This is a genomic window from Streptomyces sp. NPDC058701 (assembly GCF_042715295.1).
GTDB lineage: Bacteria > Actinomycetota > Actinomycetes > Streptomycetales > Streptomycetaceae > Streptomyces.
Window position 1 is genome coordinate 51021 of record NZ_JBHXSY010000001.1, and the last position, 16569, is coordinate 67589.

Consider the following 16569-nt stretch of genomic DNA (forward strand, 5'->3'; position numbering starts at 1 on the left):
CCCACTGGAGACCAAGACCGCACGTTTGGCAGCGTCCGGCAAAACGGCGGTAGCCCGGAGCGGGCTCGGCTGCCTCATTGGTTGTTGTCATCCGACCAACGTAAGACACGACACTGACAGGGAGCCGCATGCGCTGTATCGACTGCACTGAGCCCGCGACATATCGGGGCCGCTGCAAGACGCACCACGGGGCCTACGAGGACCGGATTACGGTCCGTACACGACGAGCCCGGAGCCGACACCGTGCGGCCCGCTATGACGCTGCTGCGCGACTCCGTCGACTCGTGACGGACCGGGGCTCGGGATGGTGTGACTGGTGCCTGAACGACTTCCCCGCTTCCGGGGTGGACGTGGACCACGTGCGTCCGCTGTCCCTCGGTGGCGAGGACGTAGACGGCAACGTGCAAGTGCTGTGCCACGGCTGCCACGGGCTCAAGACGCGTACAGAGTTCGGGGCCGCTGTTCCGTCGCGCTGAGGCGTCCTACTGGTGCGCCCACCACGTGGCAACGGTGCCTGCGGCTGTGGCTACCAGCGAGACGAGCCACACGGGCACGCGCTGAACGGTCAAGTGCAGTCCGCCGCAGCGGATTTCGAGTGCTGGAAGCGAGGTGGTGGCTTTCGTGCTGCGGCTCATCTTGTCGTCCTCCCTCTTGGCGTCGCCCTGTTGGCGTCGCTGCCCTCTGGCTCCTGTCGCGCGCCATTGCGTGACGCAGGTGTTGAAGGAAGAATGAGGAAGCACCGCAACGCCACGGCCGGTTCCGCTCAGAGCTATGCCGTTACGTGAGGCACCCGAGAGCCTATGGACAGTTTTGGTACGACTGGTCCGGGGGCTCGGGTACAGCTGGGCCGGAACGCCTGGGCACTGTGCAGGTAGGAGCGCTGGAGGTATCCGAACGGCACGGACCTGCATCGACGTGAGCTCGGCAGAATGGTCGAAGGCGGCGACGGAGCGCATGTGTTCGGTAAGCCGGAGGCGTTGCTGCCCCCGAGGACTATCGCGCTGATCACGTCATCGGGCTATCGCGCTTGCCGGTGACGTCGCGGCGGACGACGACCTGCGGGTGGATCACGACGTGGATGCAGTGGCCCTGACTGCACTGCTCATTGCGCCAAGGGTCAGGAGGACGTACACGCCAATGGTTGGCCACCTTCGTACCGGGTGAGCCTCACCTTTGTGGTTCCTCCGACGATCTCGACGACGGAGTGGCTGGAGGTCCAGCCGTTCTCCTCCCCGTGGGGGTGCGCACTCACATGTTCGCCGTGCCCCGTAGATCCCGCCCCCGCGCTCTGTCCCGGGTGCACCAGTCCGCCATGAGCCGGCGAGCGCTGCGGCTAGCGGGTCGTCCACCATGTTGCAGCGGCGCCGCTGGCTGTGGTGATCAGTCCGACGAGCCAACCGGGGATGCGTTGCACGGTCAAGTGCAGCCCACCGAAGCGCAGTTCGAGCACGGGGCGGCTCGTGGTCTCTGGATTCATGCCTCAAGTGAAGCACCGCCTACCCCCTATGCGTCATGCGCCGCATCTGTACAAAGCCGAGAGTCGCAACTTGACACTCTGGATAAGCGAGCCTCTCACCTTGTGTTTTTCGTCGGCTGTTACCGCCCCAACCTCACGAGTGCTGCCCGAGCTCATGACGTACCACCGACAAAGAAGCTCACGTGACGTCGAACGTGCGCGTGTACGTCCCCTGACCCTGCCTAGGAGGTGTCCCCCATGCCGCGTAAGCCCCGCCCCCCATGCTCGGTACCCGACTGTCCTGAGCTCACCCGAGCCGGCGGACGCTGTGCCGCTCATGAGCGCGAGGCGAACGCGGACCGTGCTTCACGGGGTGGCGCTGTCTATGACACACGCTGGCAGCGCATGCGCAGGGCCTACCTGTACCGGCATCCGTGGTGCGTGCTGTGTGGCCGCCTGGCCAACGTGGCGGACCATTACCCTTTGTCCCGGCGCGAGTTGATTGCACGGGGCGACGCGAACCCGGACGGGCCGAACCATCTGCGTCCGCTGTGCATCGCGTGCCACAACCGCGAGACCGCACGCAATCAACCGGGCGGGTTCGCTGCGGAAGCACGTTCACGGCGCGAATCGCGCGAGGCTCCGCCGTTCTGACCAGGGGGGTACCCCCGACCCCTCCCACGCCCGAGCGGCAGGGAGGGAAAAAGTTAGCGTGGCTAAACAAGTCGTTTCTGTGGGCTACCCCTGTCGTGCTCCGCGAATCAGCAGCGTGCCAATCCGGCGCTTACCGGTGGCGGGGGCCGGTAGCACCACGGCCGTCACGTCCTCAAACCCGTATCCCTTGAACATGGAGGCCCACGTTTCCGGCGGATAGTCCCAACGCTTGACCACCGCGGGGTCTTCATCCGGACCGCGTGGGATGTACGACGCCTGGCAGCCGTAGCAGCCATCAACGGCCGGATGCTGCGACATGGCGAAGACCCCACCCGGTGCGAGCCGACTGTGAACGGCGGGAAGCATCAGCCCGGGATCGGTGAAGTAGGCGGCGCCGAAGACGGAGTAGACCGCATCGAAGCTCACGGGCGAGTCCGCGAGGAAGGCCAGCGCCTCGCTCTGGTGCAGCTCCATACCGCCTACGTCGTCCCAGCGCTGCCGGGCCTTGCCGAGCTGTGCGGGCGACAGGTCCACCCCTACCGCGCGCATCCCCAGAGTGGCCATGTGGGCCAGGTTCCCGCCCGATCCGCACCCCAGGTCGAGCACACGGCTACCAGGCTCCGCGTCAAGCACTTCGGCGCCCGGTCCGTGGTCGGCATGCTGAGTCCAGTTGAACCATGTGGTCTCGCCCTTGGCATTCGTCGCGCGCCGTTGGGGCTTGCTCTGCGAATAGGTGTCCCACGCAGCACTACGGGTGTCTGCCACTTCGCTTCCGTTCTTGCTCATGGGCACAGCCGCCCGGCGTGAGGAACCGGGCGGCTGGCCGACTGGGGTGCGGTGGTGCTACTTCACCGACCTCGATCTCCGGGCCTGGGTGCTGTCCCCCACGGGCCGGCATTTGATGTTGCCTCTGCGCACAGGTCGGAACGACGACGTTCCGGGCGTCGTCCGGGCGTCACTCGGAGGGACGTCAATGACACCCCCAGGGGCGTCAAACCGGTGTCATTGGCAAGCGGTTAGGTCTAGCTTTGACGGTCATGACGACGACCGCAATCGTGCCGAATGATGTGCTGCGGGCCGTGCGTATCGGCCTGCGCTTAAGCCAAGACGACTTCGCCAAAGCCCTGCGCCGGGCGGGGCAGGAACTCGGGGAACCCAACGAGGCGTCAAAGCGGTTGGTGCAGCGCTGGGAATCGGGTACGAGCAAGACACCTCGGGGCGTGTACTCCAGGGCGCTGGAGCGGGTCACAGGGCGCCCGGTGGAGGCACTGGGGTTCACCTTGCCGGTACCCATGGCGAGAGTCACCACAGACAAGGCAGGAGGGCACGACATGGACGCTGGAGCAGGTGGGGTTGCCTCTGCCGCCGTAAGCGCTCAGACAGCCGCACAGGCGGGCGACGGGACGTTCGCGGGAGTGTGGCTCAGCCGGTACGAGTTCTACTCGTCCAGCCGGGGCGAGACGTACGAGGGGAAGCACTACGTCGTTCTCGTCCAGCACGGGAACCGGCTGACCGCGCAGAGTCTGCCGGGGGCGTCCAGCAACCCGGACAGCCCGCTCACCCTGGACCTGACCGTGGACCGGAACGTGGTCACCGGGTCGTGGGTCGAGCAGACCGCAGCGGATGGGTACTACAACGGCGCCCGGTACCACGGCGCCATTCAGTTGCTGGTCGAGCCGACCGGGCGGCGCATGGCCGGTAAGTGGGTCGGGTTCGGGAAGGACTTCGACGTGAACACCGGACCCTGGGAACTGCGCCTGGTCGACCGGTCCACCAGCAAGGCGACGTTGGAGCGGTACAGCAGCCCGCCGGAGTAGGAACCGCCCCGCTCCACAGCCCCGTCATCCTGCTTCTCCGCGGGGTGGCGGGGCCTTCTGCTGCCCTCAACTGCCAAGCCATAGACGCAGGTCAGAGCCTCGCGGTAACCTGTGGTTCCGTTGGTTCACGGGCAGGCGATGTCGCTCCAGATCTCGACGCGCATGATCCTTCTTCTCTCCGGGGTCGGAACGGGATGAAACAGTTCCCCCTTCAACGACCTGAGAGTACGTCCCATTCCCCGGTTCGTTCCCCGGTCGGCGGGGTCACCGCGAGCCACAGGACGCGGTGGGAACCCGAGGCGGCGGGCTCCGGTTCCGGGAGCCAGCCCCTGCGGGCGTAGAAGGCCCGGGCGCGCAGGTTGTGTTCGTAGACCTCCAGCCGGACCCTGGCCGCCCCGGCCCGGCGCCAGGCGTCGAGGCAGGCCGCGTGCAGGGCGGACCCGGTGCCCCGGCGCCAGTGGTCCGGGTCGACGTGGAGCTGGGTGAGGGTGGTCTCGCCGTCCGCGGTGCGGAACGCGGCGACGCCGGTGACGCGCCCGTCCCGCTCGGCGCAGAGCACGCTGCCGTCGGCCGCCGACCGGGCGACGGCGCGGGACCAGCCCTCGCGGGTCCGCGCGAGCTCGGCCGCGCCGCCGTAGGCCTCCTCGGGGAGGCGGCCCTGGTAATAGGTGGCCCGCGCCCGGCTGTGGAGGGCGGCTATGGCGTCGAGGTCGGCGGGTCGCGCGGTCCTGATCATGGAATGACCGACGCGCCGGGAACCGCGAAGGTTCCCGGCGCGCCGGCCGTGCGGTCCGCGTGGCCCCTACTTCAGCCACGCCTCCATCATCTTCTGCGCGATGGGGGCGGCGAGCTTGCCGCCGCCGATCTCGGAGCGGTCGGTGTCCGAGTTCTCGATCACGACCGCGACGGCGATCTGCTTGCCGTTCAGCTTTCCGTACGAGGTGAACCAGGCCAGCGGCGAGAGGCTGTTGTTGACGCCGCGCTGGGCGGTGCCCGTCTTGCCGCCCACCTCGGCGCCGCTCACCTGGGCGGGCCTGCCGCCGCCCTCGCTGACCACCGTCTTCATCGCGTCCCGCAGCATCGAGGCGGTCTTGGCCTTCATGACCTGCTCGGACTTCGGGTCCTTGAAGCTCTCCAGGACGTTGCCGTTGGCGTCGGTGACCTGGGAGACCATGTGCGGCGCGACGAGCTTGCCGCCGTTCTCGACGGCGGCCGTGACCATGGCCATCTGGAGCGGGGTGGCCTGGACGTCGAACTGGCCGATGCCCGTCTGCGCGACCTGGTCGATGGACATCTTCGCCTTGGGGTACGAGCTCGGCGGGTTGGTGCGGACCGGGGTGTCGATCTGCGTGTTGAACCCGAGCTTCTCGGCCATGGCCCGCATCTTGTCCTGCCCGAGCCGGTGCGCCAGCTCCGCGAAGACGTTGTTGCACGACAGCCTCAGGGCCACGCGCGCCGAGACGTTGTCGCACATCGGCGCGGGGGCCTCGCTGCGCAGGTCGGTGCGGGTGCCGGGGATCGTGTACGGGGCCTTGACGCCGGTCGGCGTGTCGATGTCCGTGACCAGGCCGTTCTCGATCGCCGCCGCGAGGGTGACGAGCTTGAAGGTGGAGCCGGGCGCCTGCGGTTTGCGCAGGGCCACGTTCTCCAGCGCCTTGCCCTGGTCTGCGGACAGCTCCGCCCAGGCCTCCTTGTCGTTGGCGCCGGCGATCCGGCCCGGGTCGAAGGAGGGGTTGTTGACGATGCCGAGGATCTGACCGGTCGCCGGGTCGATGGCCACGGCGGCGCCCTGCTTGCCCTGGAGGGCGTCGAAGCCGGCCCTCTGGACGTCCTTGTCGATGGTCGTCAGCACGTCACCCGGGGCGGCGCGCTTGTTGGTCAGCGTGTCCATCATGGTCTTCAGGCGGCTGTCGGAGCCGTTGAGGACGTTCTTGTAGACGCCCTCCAGCATGCTCGTCCCGAAAGCCTGGGAGCTGTACCCGGTGACGGGCGCGTACAGCGGGCCGTCGGTGTACGTGCGCTTGAACCCGAAGTCCTTGCCGCCCGTCTTCGTCGAGCCCGTGACCGCCTCCCCGCCCACGATGATGTTGCCCAGCGGGTTCTCGTACTGCCCGATGAGGTTCCGGCGGTTGTTCTTGTCGTCTGCGAGGGCCTGGCCTTGGTATGCCTGCACCCAGGTGACACGGACCAGCAGGGCCAGCACCAAGAGCAGACAGAAGACCGACGCACGCCTGATCGTCTTGTTCATCCCCCGGAAAGACGCCCCGGCGGCCCCGGTCGTTCCGCTCTGCCCCGATTGTGGCGGAGTTCTCAGCCTTTCCTCATGAAGCCGCCCTCGTAGGCGGCGATCACCGCCTGGGTCCGGTCACGGGAGCGGGTCTTGGCGAGGACCGCCGCCACGTGGGTCTTCACGGTCTGCGGTCCGACGCCCAGAAGCTCGCTCATCTCCTGGTTGGACAGACCGGTGGCGATGAGGCGCAGGACGTCGGCCTCCCGGTCGGTGAGCCGGGCCACCCACGGCGCAGCGCCCGCCGCCCGGCCCCCGCCCCCGCCGCCTCACATCCGCCGCGTCACCACCGACAGCCGGTCCCGTGCCTCGAACAGCGCCGCCTTGATGCCCTGCTCGTGCCCCGGCGTCAGCCGCGCCACCGGCACCGAACAGCTCACCGCGTCCCGCGCCGGCGTCCGGTACGGCACGGCCACGCCGAAGCAGCGCAGCCCCAGCGTGTTCTCCTCCCGGTCCACCGCGTACCCCTGCTCCCTCACCAGCGCCAGCTCCTCCACGAGCTGCTCCCGGTCGGTGATGGTGTGCTCGGTGACCGCCTCCAGCCGCCTCGGCAGCAGCCGCCGCACCTCTTCGTCCGTGTGCGTGGCCAGCAGCGCCTTGCCCAGCGCGGTCGAGTGCACGGGCAGCCGGCGTCCGACCCGGGTGAAGGGCCGCAGGTAGTGCCGGGACTGCCGGGTGGCCAGGTACACCACGCTCGTGCCGTCCATCCGGGCCAGGTGGATGGTCTCCGTCGTGTCGTCGGACAGCCGGTCCAGGGTCGGCCGGGCCGCCGCCACCACCTCGTCGCCGTCGATGTAGGAGCTGCCGACGAGCAGGGCCCGTACGCCGATGCCGTACCGGGTGCCCGTGGCGTCGGTCTCCACCCACCCGAGGTTCACGAGCGTGCGCAGCAGCATGTAGAGGCTGGACTTGGGCAGGGAGAGGTCGTTCTGGATGTCGGCCAGGCTGTGCAGACCGGGCCGGGCCGCGAAGTGCTCCAGCAACAGCACCGTCCGCACCGCCGACTTGACCGGCGCGGTCGGTCCGGCCGGCCCCCCGGGCTCGGCCGGTCCCCGCACTCCCTGTACCGCGCTCCCCGGCTCGGTCGTCGTCATAGGCCTGCTTCCCCTCTGGGCGCCCCTTGTCACGCGGAGGACGCGGAAATAGAGTCCACAGCAGATGTGATCATTCATCCACCGGAACGACGTTCAGAATACTGAACGTTCCAGGAGGCAGTGGGCCATGACAGCGACACCAGTCTGGAGTGTGGACCCCCGCACCGGGAAGCAGCGCGAGCAGGTTGCGGTGGAAGCCACACCCCGTGAGGTGGACGGGGCCGTCCGCGCGGCCCACGCCTCCCGCGGCGCCCTCGCCGACGCGACCGCCCGCGCCGCCTTCCTGCGGGCCGCCGCCGACCACCTCGACGAGGCCGCCGCCCACGTCGTCGAGGCCGCCGACGCCGAGACCGCACTCGGTCCGGGCCGGCTCACCGGCGAGCTGGCCCGCACCACCGGTCAGCTGCGCGCCTTCGCCGACGCCGTGGACGAGGGGTCCTACCTCGACGTCCGGATCGACCGCGCCGACCCCTCCCTCAGCCCTCCGCGCCCCGAACTGCGCCGCTACAAGGTCCCGCTGGGCGTGGTCGCGGTCTACGCCGCCTCCAACTTCCCGCTCGCCTTCTCCGTCCCCGGCGGGGACACCGCGAGCGCGCTGGCCGCGGGCTGCCCCGTGGTGGTCAAGGTCCACCCGGACCACCCGGCCACCTCCGAGCTGTGCGCCTCGCTGCTGCGCCGTGCGGCGGTCTCCGCCGGGCTGCCCGCCGACGTGGTGTCCGTGCTCCACGGGTTCGACGCCGGTCTGGAGCTGATCCGGCACCCGCTGGTGGCCGCCGCCGGGTTCACCGGTTCCATCCGCGGCGGGCGGGCCCTGTTCGACGCGGCCGCCGCGCGGCCCGTACCCATCCCCTTCCACGGCGAGCTCGGCTCCCTCAACCCCGTCGTGGTCACGCCCGCCGCGGCCGCGGAGCGGGCCGAGGAGATCGGCGCCGGTCTCGCGGGCGCGGTCACCCTCGGGGTCGGCCAGTTCTGCGTGAAGCCCGGCCTGGTCCTCGTCCCCGAGGGCCCGGACGGCGACCGCCTCGCCGACGCGCTCACGAAGGCGCTCGGCGAGACCGAGCCGGGGGTGCTGCTGGACCACCGGATGCGCGAGAACTTCGTCGCCGGCGTACGGGAGCGGGCCGCGCTGCCCGGCGTCGGGGCGCCCGTCACCCCGGGCTCCGGCGGGGAGCACACCGTCGGCGCCGGATACCTCACCGTGCCCGCCCGCAGCCTCGTGGGGGACGGCGCGCACGAGCTGCTGCTGGAGGAGTGCTTCGGCCCGGTGACCGTGGTCGCCCGGTACGCCTCCCGCGCCGAGGCCGCCGCGGTGCTCGGGCGCCTCCCCGGGAACCTGAGCGCCACGCTCCAGCTCTCGTCGGCCGAGACCGAGGGGGCTCCGGGGCCGGCCGCCGAACTGATCGCCCAGGTCACCGGGCTGGCCGGCCGGATCGTGGTCAACGGCTGGCCGACCGGGGTCGCGGTGGCCCCGGCCCAGCACCACGGCGGCCCGTACCCGGCGGCCACCTCCCACTCCACCTCGGTCGGCGGGACCGCGATCGAGCGGTGGCTGCGCCCGGTGGCGTACCAGTCGGTGCCGGACGCCCTCCTTCCGCCGGAGCTGCGCGAGGCCAACCCGCTGGGGCTGCCGCGCCGGGTCACGGGCGGCTGACCGGGGTCCGGGCCGCCCCACCGCCGGCGCACCCGCCCCACCCCGCCGGCGCACCCTTCCGGCCGGCCCGGACCGGCCTTCCCCCGCCCCCCGCCCCCGCGGCCGCCCGCAAAAGCCGTTGCCGTCCCGGCCCCCGGCCGGGCAGGCTGCGGCCCATGCCGAGACCACACGGGTTCACGTACGAACAGCTGGGCGAGCACTGCGTCGCCATCACCCATCAGGGGCGCGCCGCGGCCACCCTGCGCGGGAGCCGGGCCGACACGTTCCTCGCCGAGGTGGGGTCCGGGGACCCGCAGCTCGTGATGGCCCGCTGGACCGGCTCGTACAAGTTCGGCAACGAGCGCACGGCGAAGAACCATCCGCGCAACCGCCGCTGAAATCTCTCGCGAGGGTAAGGGAACGGCAAAGCACCTCCGGTCGTTCTCCCGGCATGACCGCTATGACCCCTGGATCCAACCTGCCGCTCAACGCCGTCCGCGTGACGGTCGACGTGGCGGCGCCGGTACGGCTCGACGTATCGGCCCTGCTCCTCACGGCGGACGGCAAGGTGCGCTCCGACGAGGACTTCATCTTCTTCAACCAGCCCTCCGGGCCCGGTGTCGGCTACCGGTCCGGCGGCGGGTCGGCACCGGACTCGATCACTGTGGACACCGCCTCGGTACCGCCGGGCATCGAGCGCATCGTGGTCACGGCCAGCCCCGACGCCGCCGGGCAGTCCTTCCAGGGCATCGAGCCCACCGCCACCGTGCGCGACGCGGACGGCGGCGCCGTGATCTCCACCTTCACCCCGCCGCAGCTGGGCACCGAGACCGCGCTGGTCGTCGTCGAGATCTACCAGCGCGGCGGCGTGTGGAAGGTCCGCGCGGTCGGCCAGGGCTACGCGAACGGCCTCGCCGGCATCGCCACCGACTTCGGTGTCTCCGTGGAGGAGGAGCCGGCGCCCGCGGCGGCGGCCCCGGTCGCCCCGCCCGCGCCGCCCGCGCCGCCCGTCCAGCCCGCGGCGCACCCCGTCTCCCCCTGGCTCGGCGGTGCGACGACGCCCGCCCCGGCCGCTCCGGTCCCCGCCGCCGCTCCGCCGGCCCCCGCGGCCGCCCCCGGCGCCGGGAAGGTCAACCTCGACAAGGGCCGGGTCACCCTCCAGAAGAACCAGACCGTCTCCCTGGTCAAGGGCGGCCGCCCGCTCCTGTCGCAGGTCAAGATGGGTCTGGGCTGGGAGCCCGCGTTCCGCGGCAAGGACATCGACCTCGACGCCTCGGTCATCGCGTACGGCCCGCAGCGCAACCACATCGACAGCTGTTACTTCGGCAAGCTGTCCATCCTCGGCGGCGCCGTCAAGCACTCCGGTGACAACCTCACCGGCGAGGGCGCGGGCGACGACGAGGTGATCGTCGTGGACCTCGGCCGCCTGCCCGCCGACGCGACGGGCCTGGTCTTCACCGTCAACTCCTTCTCCGGCCAGAAGTTCAGCGAGGTCGCCAAGGCGTACTGCCGCCTGATCGACGCGGCGAGCGGCGAGGAGCTGGTCCGCTTCGACCTCACGGGCGCCGAGCCGCAGACCGGCGTGATGATGGCGAAGCTCATCAAGCAGTTCAGCGGGGAGTGGGAGATGACGGCGATCGGCGATTTTGTGAAGTCGCGCACAGTGCGCGGCATGGTCAAGCCCGCCGCGCAGGCACTCTGAGCAGGTGGGCGGGCACATGGTGCCACCGGGCGGCGGCGCGGGTGATGGAAGCCACGCGTAATCCGGAGGTGGCTGTCAGTGCCCGCCCGTAGCCTTGGACTCATGCACGAGTCACTCACACCCGCGGGTCCGGCCCGCCCGTCCGCCTCAGAGGCGAACGAGGCGATCCGGCACCTCGTCGAGACCGGTGTGGGCGGCGAATGGCCCTCGGAGGCGTATGAATTCCTCCTCGCCGAGTGGGCCGTCGCCTCCCGCGCGGAGGTCTCCGCAGCCCAGTGAGCCGGCGGGCCGTCCGATGCGGCGGCCCCCGGCCCTCCGAAGGCGACTCCTGCGACAGGGCGCCCCGAGGGCTCGCGCGGCAAAGGCCGTGTCCGTCCGGCCTGCGTCGGCGTGTCCCGTCGGCGGAGCCGTTCTCAGTGTCCGCGCCGCCACGGGCCGGTGACGGCCAGCATGATCCCCGGGTCCTGGATGCTGGCGTACAGCGTGCGCCCGTCCGGTGAGAAGCAGACGCCCGCGAACTCCGAGTACTCCGGGTCCTCCGCCGACCCGATGTTCAGCTCGTTGCGCGCCAGCGGGTACGTCCGGCCCGAGTCGGTCGCGCCGAAGAGGTGCTGCAGCCCCGAACCGTCCTCCGCGATGACCAGGCCTCCGTACGGCGACACGGTGATGTTGTCGGGGCCGTCGTAGCCGCCGTCCGCCGACGGGTCGGCGTTCACCCCGATCAGGACGGTCAGCCGGAGCGTGCGCCGCTTGGGGTCGTAGAACCACACCTGGCCGTCGTGCGCGGTGCCCGGGCTCTCCGCGCGCGCGTAGGACGAGACGAAGTACGCGCCGCCGTCGGCCCACCACATGCCCTCCAGCTTGCGGCCGCGCGTCACGACGCCGTCCGCGAACTGCCCGCGCACCGGCACGGTCCGCGCGTCCCGGTCCGGCACGTCCACCCAGTCGACCCCGTAGACGGTCCCGATCCGCGTCGCGCGCGAGAGGTCGTCGACGAACCGGCCCGTACGGTCGATGCACTTGGCGGCCTGCAGCGCGCCGGCGTCGTCGGCGAGCGTACGGAGCATGCCGCGCCCGTGCCGGAAGCCGCGGGGCGGGGTCCAGCGGTAGAGCAGCCCGTTGGGGCCGGAGGCGTCCTCCGTCAGGTAGGCGTGGCCCTGGCGCGGGTCGATGACCACCGCCTCGTGGTCGTAGCGCCCGAAGGCCTTCACGGGCCGCGGGTCGCGGTTGGCGCGCCGGTCGTGCGGGTCGACCTCGAAGACGTAGCCGTGGTCCTTGGTCATCCCGTTCTTGCCGGCGAGGTCGGAGTTCTCCTCGCAGGTCAGCCAGGTGCCCCACGGGGTGGCGCCGCCCGCGCAGTTGGTCGACGTACCGGCGATGCCCACCCATTCGGCGACCTCGCCGCCGCGCCGGACCTCGACGACCGTGCAGCCGCCGGCCGCGGCAGGGTCGTAGACGAGGCCCTCGGCGAGCGGGACGGGGCGGGGCCAGGTCTCGCGCCTGCCCTTGAGCTCGTGGTTGTTGACGAGGAGGGTGACCCCGCGGTGCCCTTCGAAGGCGGCCGTGCCGTCGTGGTTCGAGGGGGTGGTCTCCCCGGACTCCAGCCGCGTCACCCCGCTGTGGGTGATCACCCGGTAGCGGAACCCGGCGGGGAGGGCGAGCAACCCGGCCGGGTCGGGGACGAGCGGTCCGTAGCCGGGGTCGCAGGGCTTTCCGTCCGCGTCCCGGAGCGTGCCGCCGTCGGCGGCGAGCGCACCCGGCGCGGTGGCCAGCGCGCCGACCGCCCCGGTGAGCGCGACTCCCGCTCCGGCGATCACGGTGCGGGCGGTGAAGTCTCTGCGGGTGAGCGGCATCGGGTCTCCAGGGTGGGGAGGTGGTGCGCCTGTCGTGCGGTCGTCGGCGCACACGCTCCCGCCCGCACGTGAACGGCGGCTGAACTACCCAGGAAGACGAAGCGGCCCCTTGCCGGGGCCCGGAATGGCGAAGTCCGGCCCAGGAACGGCGCGTTGTCACCACCCGTGGGACCGATGCCGCCCGTCCGGCCGTGCCCCGGGCACGCCCCCGGCCGCGTCCCGGCCGCGTCCCGGACCGACCCGCCAACCGGACCGCCGGCGCGCGTCCGGGACCCTCCGGCACGTCCCACGCCCCCGCACCCGGCAGGGGCCCGGCTCAGGCCTGTCGGGACCGGGCCCTGAACGCGGCCTTCCGGGCCTCCTTCGCCGCCTTCTTGTCCGGGTGCAGCCGCCCCATCGCCTCCAGTACGCGGGCGGTCGCCGGGTGTTCCACCCGCCACGCCTTCTCGAAGAAGCCCGTGTGATGGGCGGTCAGGGTCTCCATCAGCAGCGGCAGCTCCTGCGTCGCGTCGTCCGCGGCGAGCTGCGCCGCGATCGTGTCGACCGCCAGCCAGAACACCAGGGCCGCGTCCGGCGCCGGTACGTCGGTCGCCCCGCGCTCGGCCAGCCAGACCCGGGCGAGCCCGCCGAGCTCCGGGTCGTCCAGTACGGCGCGCACCGCCCCCTCCGCCTCCGGCCCGGCCGGCGCGAGGGCCTGCTGGCAGCGCAGCCGGCGCAGCGGGGCGGCCTCGTCGCCACCGCGGGCCGCGGCGAGCAGCTCGGCCACGGCCGCGGGCAGTTCGCGGCCGCTCAGCCACTGGTCCATCTCGGCCTGGGCGGCGCCCTCCGGGTAGGAGCAGACCGCGTCGAGCAGCGCGTCCGCGCCCTTGTCGGCCAGGTCGCCGACGGCCGGCGCGTCGACCCCGGCCTCCAGCATCCGGGCGCGTACGCCGTAGAGGCCCAGCGGTGTCAGGCGGACCATGCCGTAGCGGGACACGTCCTCGTCCCCGTCCCCGCCGTCGTGGTGTCCGGCCGTGGCGTCCGCGTCGTCCGCCCCCGCCATCAGCGCCTCGTCGACGGGCCGGAACTCCACCAGCCCGATGGGCTCCAGCTGCCGGAACTGGTCGTCCAGGCGCATCATCGCGTCGGATACCTGCTCCAGTACGGCGTCGGTCGGCTCGCCCATGTCGTCGGGCACCACCATGGAAGCGGCGAGCACGGGCAGCGGGACCGGGCCGTTCGCGGCTCCGCCCTCGGCGACGGTCAGCAGGTAGAGGTTGGCGAGGACGCCGTCGAGGAAGTCCGCCTCGCGGCCCGGGTTCCAGTCCAGCTCGTCGAGGTCGATCTCGCCGCCCGCGTCCAGCGCGTCGACGAGGTCCTCGAGGTCGGGCACCGCCGCGTCCGCGAGCACGGTGTCCAGGGCCGCCAGCCACAGGTCGAGGACGTCGCCGGGCGTGCCGCTCGTCACGAGCGCCAGGTCCTCGCCGGGCGCGGCGGTGCCGTGGTGCGCCGCGGTACCGCCCTCCCCGACCGCGGGGGCGTGAGCCCCCGCACCGGAGTCGTCAGCCCCCGTCCCGGAGGCCGCGGTCCCCGCACCGGAGACGTCCGCGCCGTCGTCCTCCGGCTCGGTCACGTCGACCAGGCCGGTGTCCACGGCCACCCGCCACGCCTGGCCGGCGTACATGACGGAGTCCGCGTCGCCGGCGTCGAGCCCGAGGGCCGCGGCGGCCTCGGGCAGCTGCTCGGCGACGAGTTCGCCGCCGACGTCGACGCGGGTGGCGGGCCCGGCCCAGCGGGCCAGCCGTACGGCGCGCGCGAACAGCGGCGCGGCCAGGGCGGCTCCGGCCAGCTCCGCGTCGGAGTGCAGCCGGACCGGCGGCAGAGTGGCGTGCGGCTCTGCGGACATGGGGTGGTTCTCCTCGCGGACGCGGTGGGGCGGGCCGTTGCGATCGGCCGGGCCGGACGGGTACGGCGGTCCGGCCCGCCGGGCGGGCCGTCCGGGCCGCTCCGGGGCGGTCGCGGCCCCCGTACGGCGACCCAGCGTAGACGCATTTCGGGCGCGTCCGGCGAGCCTGCGCCTTTGGTTCATCACACAGTCAGCTGTCGTATTCCCTGGACCCCTTGACAACTTTGCTGGCCACACAGGAAATTGACGCGCGTAGATGTATCGGGAGCCGCAAACTCCCCGGACGTCTTCGCGCCGCACCTCCTGCCGTTCCCTCATCCCACACCGGAGTCCCTGACCATGCGCTCCTCGCATCCCCGTTCCGCCGCCGTCGCGGCCCTCGTCGCCACCGCCCTGGCCACCGGCCTGCTCGTGGGCTCCGCCGACGCGGCCGAAGGCGGCGCCGCCGCCGATCCGATACGCGTCCACGACATCCAGGGCACCACCCGGATATCCCCGCTCAACGGCAAGCCGGTCGCGGACGTCGAGGGCATCGTGACGGGCGTGCGCACGTACGGCTCGCGCGGTTTCTGGATCCAGGACCCGGACGCCGACGACAACGACGCGACGAGCGAAGGCGTGTTCGTCTTCACCAGCTCGGTCCCGACCGTCGCCGTGGGCGACGCGGTCAAGGTCTCCGGCACGGTCGGCGAGTACGTCCCCGGCGGCGTCAACTCCGGCAACCAGTCCGTGACCCAGATCTCCAAGCCCGTCGTCACCGTGGTCTCCTCGGGCAACGCCCTGCCCGCGGCCACCGCGATCAACGAGTACACGGTCCCCGCCGAGTACGCCCCGGCCGGCGACCCGGCCGCCGGCGGCAGCATCAACGGCCTGACCCTGGAGCCCTCCCGCTACGCGCTGGACCACTACGAATCCCTCGAGGGGATGAACGTCCGCATCGGCACCTCGCGCGTCGTCGGCGCCACCGACCCGTACGCGGAGCTGTGGGTCACGGTGAAGGGCTGGGAGAACGCCGCCAAGCGCGGCGGGACGGTCTACGGCTCGTACGAGTCCCAGAACACCGGCCGCCTCCAGATCCAGCAGCTCGCGCCCCTCGCGCAGCAGCCCTTCCCGGTGGCCAACGTCGGCGACCGCCTGACCGGCACCACCGAAGGCCCGCTGGACTTCAACCAGTTCGGCGGCTACACCCTGGTGGCCCGCACGCTCGGCACGGTCAAGGCGGGCACCCTCGCCCCCGAGAAGACCAAGGCGCAGGCCTCCAACGAGCTCGCGGTGGCGACGTACAACGTCGAGAACCTCGACCCGAGCGACCCGCAGGAGAAGTTCGACGCGCTCGGCAAGGCGGTCGTGGAGAACCTGGCCTCCCCCGACATCCTCGCCCTGGAGGAGATCCAGGACGACAACGGCGCCAAGAACGACGGCACGGTCTCGGCCGAGCAGACGATCACGAAGTTCACCGCGGCCATCGCGGCGGCGGGCGGCCCGGCCTACCAGTGGCGGACCGTCGACCCGGAGGACAAGAAGGACGGCGGCGAGCCCGGCGGCAACATCCGCCAGGTGTTCCTCTACAACCCGGCGCGGGTCTCCTTCACCGAGCGCGCCCCGGGCGACGCGGTGACGGCGACCGGCGTGGTCAAGGAGAAGGGCAAGGCCGCCCTGACCCACTCCCCCGGCCGCATCGACCCCGCGAACCCGGCGTGGGCGGACAGCCGCAAGCCGCTGGCCGGCGAGTTCACCTTCCGCGGCAAGACGGTCTTCGTGATCGCCAACCACTTCGGCTCCAAGGGCGGCGACGAGGGCCTGACCTCGCACCACCAGCCGCCGGTGCGCTCCTCGGAGGCCAAGCGGCTGCTCCAGGCGCAGTCCGTGAACGGCTTCGTGAAGGAGATCCTCGCGGCGGAGAAGAACGCGAACGTCCTGGTCGTCGGTGACATCAACGACTTCGAGTTCTCGGCGACGACGAACGCCCTGGCGGACGGCGGGGCCCTGTACCCGGCCATCAAGTCGCTGCCCAAGGCGGAGCGTTACTCGTACGTGTACCAGGGCAACGCGCAGGTGCTGGACCAGATCCTGACCAGCCCGGCGATCAAGAACTTCACGTACGACAGCGTGCACATCAACGCGGAGTTCTCGGCCCAGAACAGCGACCACGACCCGCAGGTGCTGCGCTTCCGTCCGTAACCACCGGACC

At 71.6% G+C, this 16569-nt stretch carries 14 protein-coding genes and 2 pseudogenes; 8 read left to right on the plus strand and 8 right to left on the minus strand.

Translation table 11 applies throughout. The features are described 5' to 3' along the window. Nucleotides 1–128: 128 nt before the first annotated feature. Nucleotides 129–476: an HNH endonuclease gene (locus ACFWW8_RS00255; protein ID WP_386521523.1), complete on the plus strand. Its 348-nt coding sequence runs from the start codon at nucleotides 129–131 to the stop codon at nucleotides 474–476. 550 nt (nucleotides 477–1026) lie between these two features. On the opposite strand, the pseudogene ACFWW8_RS00260 reads toward ACFWW8_RS00255, so the two are convergent. Beyond that, nucleotides 1027–1240 (minus strand): annotated as a pseudogene (locus tag ACFWW8_RS00260) (hypothetical protein); the annotation flags it as partial. Between the two features lie 621 nt (nucleotides 1241–1861). Here ACFWW8_RS00260 and ACFWW8_RS00265 point away from each other — a divergent pair. After that, nucleotides 1862–2110, plus strand: a complete 249-nt coding sequence (locus tag ACFWW8_RS00265; RefSeq protein WP_386521524.1) for a hypothetical protein — start codon at nucleotides 1862–1864, stop codon at nucleotides 2108–2110. An 84-nt stretch (nucleotides 2111–2194) separates the two neighbouring features. Here ACFWW8_RS00265 and ACFWW8_RS00270 read toward each other — a convergent pair whose 3' ends face one another. Continuing rightward, complete coding sequence (locus tag ACFWW8_RS00270) at nucleotides 2195–2875, minus strand: class I SAM-dependent methyltransferase (RefSeq protein ID WP_386522187.1); 681 nt, start codon at nucleotides 2873–2875, stop codon at nucleotides 2195–2197. 272 nt (nucleotides 2876–3147) lie between these two features. Here ACFWW8_RS00270 and ACFWW8_RS00275 point away from each other — a divergent pair, with 272 nt between their 5' ends. Then, entirely contained in the window at nucleotides 3148–3927 is a 780-nt protein-coding gene (locus ACFWW8_RS00275) for a helix-turn-helix domain-containing protein (RefSeq protein WP_386521526.1), read from the plus strand. A 211-nt stretch (nucleotides 3928–4138) separates the two neighbouring features. On the opposite strand, the gene ACFWW8_RS00280 is transcribed toward ACFWW8_RS00275, so the two are convergent. The 4 genes and pseudogenes from ACFWW8_RS00280 to ACFWW8_RS00295 form a co-directional block, all read right to left on the minus strand. Continuing rightward, a complete protein-coding gene (locus ACFWW8_RS00280) occupies nucleotides 4139–4663 on the minus strand; it encodes a GNAT family N-acetyltransferase (protein WP_386521529.1) in 525 nt (174 codons plus the stop codon). A gap of 66 nt (nucleotides 4664–4729) precedes the next feature. Further along, entirely contained in the window at nucleotides 4730–6175 is a 1446-nt protein-coding gene (locus tag ACFWW8_RS00285) for a peptidoglycan D,D-transpeptidase FtsI family protein (protein ID WP_386521531.1), read from the minus strand. A 62-nt stretch (nucleotides 6176–6237) separates the two neighbouring features. Further along, nucleotides 6238–6465 (minus strand): annotated as a pseudogene (locus ACFWW8_RS00290) (response regulator transcription factor); the annotation flags it as partial. A gap of 18 nt (nucleotides 6466–6483) precedes the next feature. Then, nucleotides 6484–7308, minus strand: a complete 825-nt coding sequence (locus tag ACFWW8_RS00295) for an IclR family transcriptional regulator (RefSeq protein ID WP_386521533.1) — start codon at nucleotides 7306–7308, stop codon at nucleotides 6484–6486. 127 nt (nucleotides 7309–7435) lie between these two features. Here ACFWW8_RS00295 and ACFWW8_RS00300 point away from each other — a divergent pair, with 127 nt between their 5' ends. The 4 genes from ACFWW8_RS00300 to ACFWW8_RS00315 all read left to right on the plus strand — a co-directional run bounded on the left by ACFWW8_RS00300 (nucleotide 7436) and on the right by ACFWW8_RS00315 (nucleotide 10919). Continuing rightward, entirely contained in the window at nucleotides 7436–8959 is a 1524-nt protein-coding gene (locus ACFWW8_RS00300; protein ID WP_386521536.1) for an aldehyde dehydrogenase (NADP(+)), read from the plus strand. A 155-nt stretch (nucleotides 8960–9114) separates the two neighbouring features. After that, entirely contained in the window at nucleotides 9115–9336 is a 222-nt protein-coding gene (locus tag ACFWW8_RS00305; protein WP_386521539.1) for a hypothetical protein, read from the plus strand. A gap of 62 nt (nucleotides 9337–9398) precedes the next feature. Further along, nucleotides 9399–10640, plus strand: a complete 1242-nt coding sequence (locus ACFWW8_RS00310; RefSeq protein ID WP_386521541.1) for a TerD family protein — start codon at nucleotides 9399–9401, stop codon at nucleotides 10638–10640. Between the two features lie 102 nt (nucleotides 10641–10742). Beyond that, nucleotides 10743–10919, plus strand: a complete 177-nt coding sequence (locus ACFWW8_RS00315) for a hypothetical protein (protein ID WP_386521543.1) — start codon at nucleotides 10743–10745, stop codon at nucleotides 10917–10919. A 134-nt stretch (nucleotides 10920–11053) separates the two neighbouring features. Here the strand turns inward: ACFWW8_RS00315 and ACFWW8_RS00320 are convergent, their stop codons facing one another. Together ACFWW8_RS00320 and ACFWW8_RS00325 are read right to left on the minus strand one after the other, a co-directional pair. Next, nucleotides 11054–12493: an alkaline phosphatase PhoX gene (locus ACFWW8_RS00320; protein ID WP_386521546.1), complete on the minus strand. Its 1440-nt coding sequence runs from the start codon at nucleotides 12491–12493 to the stop codon at nucleotides 11054–11056. A 316-nt stretch (nucleotides 12494–12809) separates the two neighbouring features. Next, entirely contained in the window at nucleotides 12810–14378 is a 1569-nt protein-coding gene (locus tag ACFWW8_RS00325) for a hypothetical protein (protein WP_386521549.1), read from the minus strand. Between the two features lie 339 nt (nucleotides 14379–14717). Here ACFWW8_RS00325 and ACFWW8_RS00330 point away from each other — a divergent pair, with 339 nt between their 5' ends. Then, nucleotides 14718–16559 (plus strand): endonuclease/exonuclease/phosphatase family protein, encoded by a 1842-nt coding sequence (locus ACFWW8_RS00330; protein WP_386521552.1) that lies wholly within the window; start codon nucleotides 14718–14720, stop codon nucleotides 16557–16559. Nucleotides 16560–16569 lie beyond the last annotated feature (10 nt).

Bases quoted from the DNA above. Each gene is read 5' to 3' on its own strand.
- ACFWW8_RS00255 (WP_386521523.1), top strand. From the start codon at position 129: ATGCGCTGTATCGACTGCACTGAGCCCGCGACATATCGGGGCCGCTGC.
- ACFWW8_RS00265 (WP_386521524.1), top strand. From the start codon at position 1,862: ATGCGCAGGGCCTACCTGTACCGGCATCCGTGGTGCGTGCTGTGTGGC.
- ACFWW8_RS00275 (WP_386521526.1), top strand. From the start codon at position 3,148: ATGACGACGACCGCAATCGTGCCGAATGATGTGCTGCGGGCCGTGCGT.
- ACFWW8_RS00280 (WP_386521529.1), bottom strand. From the start codon at position 4,663: ATGATCAGGACCGCGCGACCCGCCGACCTCGACGCCATAGCCGCCCTC.
- ACFWW8_RS00285 (WP_386521531.1), bottom strand. From the start codon at position 6,175: ATGAACAAGACGATCAGGCGTGCGTCGGTCTTCTGTCTGCTCTTGGTG.
- ACFWW8_RS00295 (WP_386521533.1), bottom strand. From the start codon at position 7,308: ATGACGACGACCGAGCCGGGGAGCGCGGTACAGGGAGTGCGGGGACCG.
- ACFWW8_RS00300 (WP_386521536.1), top strand. From the start codon at position 7,436: ATGACAGCGACACCAGTCTGGAGTGTGGACCCCCGCACCGGGAAGCAG.
- ACFWW8_RS00305 (WP_386521539.1), top strand. From the start codon at position 9,115: ATGCCGAGACCACACGGGTTCACGTACGAACAGCTGGGCGAGCACTGC.
- ACFWW8_RS00310 (WP_386521541.1), top strand. From the start codon at position 9,399: ATGACCCCTGGATCCAACCTGCCGCTCAACGCCGTCCGCGTGACGGTC.
- ACFWW8_RS00315 (WP_386521543.1), top strand. From the start codon at position 10,743: ATGCACGAGTCACTCACACCCGCGGGTCCGGCCCGCCCGTCCGCCTCA.
- ACFWW8_RS00320 (WP_386521546.1), bottom strand. From the start codon at position 12,493: ATGCCGCTCACCCGCAGAGACTTCACCGCCCGCACCGTGATCGCCGGA.
- ACFWW8_RS00325 (WP_386521549.1), bottom strand. From the start codon at position 14,378: ATGTCCGCAGAGCCGCACGCCACTCTGCCGCCGGTCCGGCTGCACTCC.
- ACFWW8_RS00330 (WP_386521552.1), top strand. From the start codon at position 14,718: ATGCGCTCCTCGCATCCCCGTTCCGCCGCCGTCGCGGCCCTCGTCGCC.